The organism is Streptomyces sp. NPDC048417 (genome assembly GCF_040651615.1).
Lineage (GTDB): Bacteria > Actinomycetota > Actinomycetes > Streptomycetales > Streptomycetaceae > Streptomyces.
In genome coordinates, this window is the sequence record NZ_JBEZKI010000078.1 from 1 (window position 1) to 6119 (window position 6119).

Here is a 6119-nt window from a genome sequence, read left to right on the forward strand (position 1 = left end):
CGTAGGCGTTTGCGTTGCCGCCGGGGATGGGGTCGATGGAGAGGAAGCGTCCGGTGGTGGGGTTGTAGAGGCGGGCGCCCATGAGGGTGATGCCGGTGAGTGTTTCGCTGGAGCGTTGTTTGGTGCCGAGCCAGCCGTAGCGGGTGGGCTGTTGGCCGGGGCGGGGGTTGCCGTATTCGTCGGCGTCCAGGACGGTCGGGGCGATGGTGGTGTCGAGGGGGAGTTGGAGGGTGACGTCGCCGTGGAGGTTGGCGAGTTGCAGGACGGTGCCGCTGGTGGCTGTGCTGGTGGCGGCAAGGTCGCCGGCGGGGCCGTCGATGTTGCGGGTGAGGTTGCCGCTGGTGTCTTCGGTGATCCAGCGGGGGTTATCGGAGTCGGAGTCGTAGTGGTTGGTCTTGGCGGCGGTCTGGGTCCAGGTGCCGGAGGTGTTGGTCTCGGTGGTCCAGCCGCGGAAGCGGAGGTTGGAGTCGAGGGTCCAGGTCTGGCGCTGGGTGCCGGCCACCTGCTGCTGGGCGAGGTCGTTGTTGTAGTAGGCGAGGGTGGCGCCGGGCAGGGCGGTGGTGCGGCCGAGGTTGTCGTAGGTGTAGCCGGTGTCGATGAGCCGGTCGGCGCTGTCGTAGGTGGAACTGGTGGTGGTGGCGCCGGTGGTGGTGCAGTCGAGGCCGACACCGGCGGCGGCGGTGGCCAGGGTCTTGCGGTTGCTGTTCTTGTCGAAGGTGTAGGTGCGGGTGGTGCACACGGCGTCGGCGCCGGTGTCCTGGACCTGGGTGAGGCGGCCGGTGTTGTCGTAGGTGTACGCCTGGGAGGCGGTCACGCCGGGGGTGCCGCCGTGGGTGACGATCTGGCTGTGGGTGTTCTCGCTGACGGTGTCGGCCGCGAGGACCGTGCCGTCGCTGGTGCGGGTGTAGGTGCGGGCGGTGGCTGAGCCGGTGGTGTCCTGTTCGTCGGTCTGGGTGTAGCCGCCGGGCAGGGTCTGGGTGGCCAGGTCACCGTCGGCGTCGTAGCGGGCGGTGAAGGTGCCGGCGACCGAGTCGGTGACCGAGGTGGTCAGGCCGCGCGGGTCGATGGCAGTGTCGTAGGTGTAGGTGGTCGTCGAGGGGACCGTGTCGGTGACCTTCGACGGGCGGTCGAGGGTGTCGTACTCGGTGGTGGTGGTGGCCGCGTCGGCGTCGGTGTAGGTCAGCTGACGGCCGAGCTGGTCGAAGGTCTTGGTGATGGTGCCGCCGGCGGTGGAGGTCTGCTTGTTCGCCAGACCGGTCGCCGGGTCGTAGCTGGTGGTGGTGGCCGGGACGGCTGTGCCGAGTCCGCCGGTGATGGTGACGGTGGTGGGGCGGCCGGCGGTGTCGTAGCCGTTGGCGGTGGTGCGGGTGGTGCCGTTGGCGGTCTCGGTGACCTTGGCGACCTGCCCGTCGGCGGCGTATTCGGTGGTCTTGGTCGGCAGCTGGGTGGGGTTGGAGCCGCCGCCCGTGATCGCTGCGGCCGGTGCGGTCTGGCAGACCATGTCCGCCCATTCCGGGCGGCCGTTGCAGGTGCCCGTGCCGGTGGCGGAGTAGTAGGTGGTCTGCGTCGCGCCCGCGTCGGTGCCGGTGGATGCGGGCAGGGCGGTCTTGATGACCCGTCCCTGGTCGTCGTAGGTGGTGGTCGTGGTCAGTGCCAGGCCGCCCGGGTCCTGGGTGCTGGTGGTGGCCACGCCCTTGACCCAGTCGAAACCGGTCGCCACCACACGCGGGTCGGCGGCCAGGGTCGGCCAGGCCCGCAGCTGGGCAGCGGTGGTCTCCTTGGTGACCTGGTCCTTCACCGCGGCGGTGCCGTCGGTGGGCCGGCCGCTGTCGTATTCCTTGAGGGTCTGGGTGCGGGCGATGACCTTGCTGCCGGCCTGCGCGACGGTGGTGGTGCCGCTGAGCAGCTTGGAGGCGAGCACGACCTGGTGGATCGGGCCGTCTTCTTCCACTTCGCGGGTGCCGGTGTCGTTGTAGATGCTGGTGGTGGACAGCAGTTGGGCCCGCTCGGCCGAGGCGAGGTTGCTGATGCCCAGCCCCGTCAGTTCCGTCTTCTGGGCCGAGGTCGTGCCCAGGGCGAGTTCGCGGTTGCCCGCGGTCAGGGACCGGACCGTGTTGCCGAACTGGTCGTACTCGGTGACCGTGATGTGGTGGCCGGGAGTGGCTTCGTTGACCTCACGGCCGGAGGCATCCAGGTAGTGGATGCCGGCCCGGGTGTAGGCGCCGGCGCCCAGGGCGCTGCCGTCGTTGCCGGCGGGCACCAGATCCGCGGGGAAGACCGCGGTCGCGTCGCTGGGGACATCGGTCTGTCCCCACGAGGCCAGCGCGGAAGCCCCGAGGTCCTCCGGTGCGGTGGTGCCGGTCAGCGGCACACCGTAGACGATGCTGGTGGCAGCGGTGCCGTTGGTCTGGCTGGCGCTGCCCGGCGTCAGCGTCGGACGGGAAGCCTTGAGCAGCATGCCGTCACCGGCGGCCGGGTTGGATCCTGCCTGGCCGTAGGTGAACGTCCACGGCAGCTGTCCGGGCGGGGTCAGCGTCGTGACACGGCCGGAACTGTCGTAGGTGTAGGTCGTCTTCAGCGCGGGGCTGATCCGCGGGTCCCACTGCTCACGCAGCCGGCCGCTGGCGTCGTAGGCGTAGGACGCGATGGTCTGCACGGTGGACAACGAGGCCCCGGGCACGGTCGACCACAGCTTGATCGCCGAGACCTGGTCCTTGACATCGCCGAGCGCAGAGCCGCTCGCGGTGGTGGCGGTGGCGTAGACGAACTCCAGTGCCCGGCAGCCCTTGGCCGACGGATCGGCCGCGCACGCCGAGGCAGCGACAGCCGACGTCGGGGCGATGAGCAGCTTGGGGCGGGAGGTCTTGGTCTCGCCCACCGTGACTGCTTCGCTGACGGTGGTGGTCGTGGTGTTGGCCAGGCCCTCCAGGTAGGAGGTGGAGGCGTTCCACAAGGTGGTGCTGCCGCTGACCGCGGTGAAGGTGGTGGTCTCGCCCTCGGAGCTCTTCAGGGTGAAGGTGCCACTGAAGCTGCCGGTGAGCTCAAAGTCCTCGGCACCGACCTCCGGTGTCCAGCCGGTCTTCGCCGCGTTCTGGGTGAAGTTCAGGCGGGTGTCGTCACCCGCCGCACCGACACTCACCGATGTCGCGGAGGTCTTGGCCAGCACCGTCCACGGGGTGGACGTCTGGTCACCGGCGGCGCCGTAGAGCCACTCCTTGCCGAAGATCGGCGCCTGCTGGCCGGTGCCGGCCCCCGCCTGCGGAGAGCGTGAGGACGCGGTGCGGTCGACCGACAGGCCGAAGAAGGAGGCGTCGTTGTCGGAAAGCGTGTAGTCACCGGTCAGCAGGTTCAGCGAGCCCGGCCCCACGTCCTCGCTCGCGGCGCCGTCAGCGCTGCGGTCGACCGTGGCGTTGACGGGATCGGACGACGCGGAAGCACTGGAGGGACCGGTGAAGTCGGCCCGGATCTGCACTGCCCCGTCAGGGTTGACGGTGGAGGTGGCGTTCCAGGTCAGCTTCGGGCTCTTGCCGCTGGTCAGTGCCACCGGCCAGGCCGACAGCGGCTGACCGCCGACCGTCACGTCACCTGCGGGGATGACGGTCCAGGTGTCGGCCTCGCCGCGGCGCCACGAAAACGTGGCCTTGTCGAACTTCGAACCGTCCGCCTCGGCGGTCAGCGGAAGACGGGCCGCGGTGCGGGTGCCCTCGTCGGGGCTGGTGACACCACCGGGACCGACGTGGAAGGTGTAGGAGAGGGCCTCGGACTTGTTGTCGGCCTTGTCCGTCGCCCGGACCTGCAGGGTGTTGGTGCCCGCCTTGGTCGGCTTGACGGTGATGCTGACCGGGGTGGTGCCGCTGGTGGCCACCTTCGTCCAGGTCGTGCCGTCCAGCGACCACTCGATGCCGTTCTGGTCACCCGCCGGGGGCGTCACCTTGAACACGCCCGCCTGGCCGACGCCCTTGACCCACGACGCGGACGGGTAGTCCGTCGAGGTCACCGCGGTCGGCGCAGACGGGGCGGAGGTGTCGACGGTGAACGTCGCGTACGCCGACCAGTCGTTGTTGTAGTGCAGGCCGTCGTAGGGGTTGGTGCGGAACTTGTAGGTCTTGCCGTTGGTGAGCAGACCCGAGGGAACCGTCACCGACGCCGGCTGCCCCGACGGCACGTAGGGAGAGACCAGGTAGTTGCCGACCTGTGTGCCGGTGGTGGCGTCGTCGATCTCGAAGGTGCCGTCGACCTTGTCGTTGTTGGCGTCGAGGAAGGTGTCGCTCAGCGTCGGCGTCGTGGTGTTGACGTACCAGGTGCCGGCGGCGTCCTGGAAGAACGGCGGACCAGCCTGCTGGTCGGTACCGGTCTTGGGCCGGTAGTTGTAGGTGACGGTCAGCTTCGGCACGTTGGATGCGGCGTTGGCCGAGTTGAAACGCTTCCACAGCTGGACGTTGGCCTCGTCCAGGGCGCGCAGTCCCATGCCGGACGTGGTGTTCTTCGCCGATGCCCAGGTCTGGACGAGGTTGGTGACGTCCGCGTTGACCCAGCCGTCCGGGGCCGAGGTGCAGCCCGGGTTGCCCTTGGTCTCCGTGGACGTGGCCATCTTCTGGTTCCACGCGGGCTGGTTGGGAGAGGCCCACCGGGAGGACGTCGACGCCTTGCCCGCGTCCCACACGTCCCAGGAGTGCGGGTTGCAGTCGGTGTTGCCGGAGTGGAAGTTCCACAGCGACAGCTTGGCGTTCGACACGAGCGAGTCACTGATGCGCGACGTGTTCCAGGTGATGAACGACCGCGCGATCCGAGCGGTGCCGTCGGGGTTCGTCGTCCCCGGGTTGCCGAGGTCCAGCTCCACATCGGTGGACAGGTCGGTGGTCTCACCCTGCTGGACGTAGGTGTCGAAGACGTTGGACAGCGCCGACGTCGAGGGGTCCACCGTGACCGGATACTGCGTCTCGGGATCGGCGAGGAACTTGGCGTCCGGGGTGAAGACCAGATTGATGGTCCCCTTGCCACGGACGACCTGCAGCTTCACCGGCGCCTGATGAGTGTGCTCTCCGGAGACCTTGTCGACCTGTGCGTCCCACATCACCGGGGCCGGCATCACCGCCTGCTTCTTGCCCTTCTTGTCGGTGAAGAGCAGGCTGCCGTCCTTGTTCTGCACCACCTTCAGGCCCTTGGCCTTCAGCGGCAGCGTGTAGGAGTAACCCTCCGCCGAGGGCCGCTTGATGATCTGGACGAACTGCTCGAACCCGGTACGGGTGGCTTCCACCACCACATCCCCGCCCGGCACCGCACCACGGTAGGTCGCCCGGTTGTCCTTCAGGACCGGCTTGGGCAGATCGCCCTTCCACTGCAGGGCAATCTGCTGATCGCCCTCTCCCAGCGTCACCAGGTCCTGAGCCCTGCCCGCTCCGCCGGCCGACCGCTCGGTGGCCTTGCCACCGCCGGCAAGACGCAGCCCCCGGGGATGCGCCTTGGGCGCCACCCCTCCACCTGCAGCCTGCAGGTCCAGATCGACCGCCCGCCAGGCACCGTTGTCCTGGAAACGCACCGGCCCCGCGGACAACTCCGTCGTCAACGACCCATTGGGGTTGACCCACGTCGTCGACGTCTCCGTCCGTTCCCCCAAGGCCTCCACTCGCTTGCCCGACAACCGGGCAAGGACCCGGGCCGATGCCATATCGGCGGCCGCGGACGCGTAGTGCTTCGCCTTGCTCCCGGAAGTCGCTGCCGCAACCCCCTTCCCTGCCACCGCCCCCGCGGCGAAGGCCGGCTCTGTCTCAGCGAAAGCTGTCACAGCCATGGCCAGCGCCAGCGAACCGGCTATGCCCCGGCTCCACGACCGCCCACGGCCCAATAGACCAGGTCTGCGTCTGCGCCCGGCCCCCAACCACCTGCTCATTCACACTCCCGTTTTCACAAGAACCACACAGTTCACAGCAGCCGAAAAACTAGCCCAACTTAAAAGAAGGCAAAAGACACACAAAGACACCAAGCCCCCTCGTCGCAAAACAAACATGGCAAAGCATTCGCAAAGCCAGAGAAGAAAAGCCAATAAACCACCCCCGACATACGCGATCAAGCCAACCGACACAGATATCCAGCCACCCCCACAACCCAAAAACCCGCAC

Annotated in this window: 1 protein-coding gene; it reads right to left on the bottom strand. The window is 68.4% G+C overall.

The annotated features are described in order from the left end of the window. Positions 1-5791: DNRLRE domain-containing protein (locus tag AB0D59_RS50980; protein ID WP_362580028.1), on the bottom strand; the 5791-nt coding region annotated here is incomplete at its 3' end. Positions 5792-6119: the final 328 nt, after the last annotated feature.